General features: G+C 43.6%; 3 protein-coding genes. All 3 read left to right on the top strand.

Translation table 11 applies throughout. The features are described from left to right. Positions 1 to 395 (top strand): iron-containing alcohol dehydrogenase (locus ACJMLT_RS08330; protein WP_405729336.1); only part of this gene is annotated, 395 nt, incomplete at its 5' end. Positions 396 to 450: 55 nt separating this feature from the next. Continuing rightward, positions 451 to 999 (top strand): N-acetylmuramoyl-L-alanine amidase family protein, encoded by a 549-nt coding sequence (locus ACJMLT_RS08325; protein ID WP_405729333.1) that lies wholly within the window; start codon positions 451 to 453, stop codon positions 997 to 999. A gap of 334 nt (positions 1,000 to 1,333) precedes the next feature. Further along, the coding region (locus tag ACJMLT_RS08320; RefSeq protein WP_405729330.1) for a GTP-binding protein at positions 1,334 to 2,365 on the top strand (1,032 nt) is incomplete at its 3' end.

Genomic DNA, 2,365 nt, shown 5'->3' with positions numbered 1-2,365 from the left:
CCCGTGATAAACTGATGCTGATGTCTGCGCTGGGCGGTGCATCCATTGCCCAGACCATGACCTCTCTGCCCCATGGCATGGGTTATTTCCTGACCTATGAAAAGGGTCTGCCTCATGGGATGGCAAACGGTGTTCTGACACAGGCCTATGTAGAACAGTTTCCTGCAGGGGATGTACATGTGGAGAAACTGCTGGAATGTCTTGGTTTTGCGGATACCGCGGAACTGGGAGCATTTCTGGAGGATGTGCTTGACCATGATGTATCTTATACTGAGGATGATCTGAATTATTACACAGACCGTTTTATGGAACAGACAGGAAAGATCGCTACGTTCCCTTATCCTCTGACAAGAGATGATATTTACCGTATGTATCAGAAATCTTTAATGAAATAAAATAAGAACTTTTTTATCTCCTTTTTCATAGTCTGGTGGAAAAGGAGATTTTTTTATGCCAAGAGTATATTTGAGTCCATCCCTGCAGGAATTCAATCCCTTTATCAACGGCGGCAGCGAGGAGGAAGTGATGAATCTGATCGCCGATGCCATGGAACCTTATCTGAATGCCAGCGGTATCGAAATTGTTCGAAACAGTCCGGAGATGACCTTGGGAGAAGCCATTGCTCAATCCAATAACAGCAATATTGATTTCCATCTGGCGATCCATTCCAACGCTGCGCCGGAATCTATAGCCGGCACCAGACAGGGGCCTGTGGTCTATTATTTCAGCAGCAGTCAGCCGGGGCGGGAGATGGCGGATCTTATTGCAGAAAACTTTGCTGATATTTACCCCGATCCATCCCTCATCCAGACTATGCCTACTGTAACTTTGAGAGAACTGAGAAGAACGAATGCGCCCTCTGCACTGGTAGAGGTGGCCTATCATGACAATCCGGAGGATGCTGGCTGGATCAAAAATAATATTCAGCCCATCGCGCGGGAACTGAGCCGTTCTTTGGCGGAGTATTTTGGTATTCCTTTTACAGAACCATTATATTAAAAGTAAAGGTTTATTCGGAAAAGGCGTAAAGGCAGACAGTATGCTTTTATGCCTTTTTCGATGGAAGCGTAGGGCGTATGAATATGCAGAGGCGGCAGCTGTAACTGCGATTTTTAGATTGTTTCAAAATTCACAAAAATTGATTGAAAATATTCATTTTATCTGATATAATTACCAAGAACGAAATTTTTTGAAAAAATTTGCAGGAAAATTCGTTCATAGGTCGAATCATATACTTATGTGAGTTGTGCATTATTTGTATAGTGTATACATACAAAAAAGACCCCAAAACGGCATCGCCGTTAAAAAATAACCTATGGGAGGGAAATAATCTATGAAAAATTATGCATCCAACAGAGTAAGAAACGTCGTACTTCTGGGCCACAGTGGTTCCGGTAAAACAACATACGCTGAAGCGGCACTGTATTATTCCGGTGCAACAAAACGCTTCGGTAAAGTAGAAGACGGTAACACCGTGTCTGACTATGAAGCAGAAGAAATCCGCCGTAAGGTGTCTATCAATACATCCGTAATTCCTGTTGAATGGCAGGATACAAAAATCAACTTCCTGGATACACCCGGTTACTTCGACTTTGCTGCTGAAGTAAAACTGGCTATGAACGTAGCTGATACAGGTATGATCATGGTTTCCGCAAAATCCGGCGTAGAAGTAGGTACAGAAAAAGCATGGGAATACTGTGAAGAAATGCACCTGCCTCGTATGTTTTTCATCAACCAGATGGACGATGAAAACGCTGACTTCGAAAGAACACTGGCAGAACTGCGTAAAGAATTCGGTAAAGCTGTTGCTCCCGTTCAGATCCCCTTCAATGATGAAGACGGCAAATTCGTTGGTTTCATCAACGTAATCAAGAGAGACGCAAGAAAGAAAGTAGATGGCAAACTGCAGAAATGCGAAATGCCTACAGATAAAGTAGATCAGGTTGAAAAACTGCGTGCCATGGTAATCGAAGTAGCAGCAGAATCCAGCGAAGAACTGATGGAAAAATTCTTCAATGACGAAGAACTGACAGAAGAAGAAATCTACGATGGTCTGCTGGCTGGTATCGAAAGCATGAGCGTTGCTCCCGTTCTGTGTGGTTCCGCAACACTGGGCTACGGTGTAAAATTGATGATGAACACAATCGTTCGTTTCACACCTCCTTCTATCGAAGCAAAAGCAAACTTCCACGCATTCCATGACGGGAAAGACGTTGTTTACTGCTCTTCCGATGACGAACGTTTCTCCGCGTATGTATTCAAAACAATCGCTGACCCTTATATCGGTCGTCTGAACCTGTTCCGCGTTATGACAGGTAAACTGGAAGTTGGCATGAGCGTTTATAACGAAGAAAAAGATACAGTT

This window comes from Anaerotignum sp., assembly GCF_045122575.1.
Lineage (GTDB): Bacteria > Bacillota > Clostridia > Lachnospirales > Anaerotignaceae > Anaerotignum_A.
Note: the sequence above shows the minus strand (reverse complement) of the source record. Positions and strands in the feature narration are given on the sequence as shown.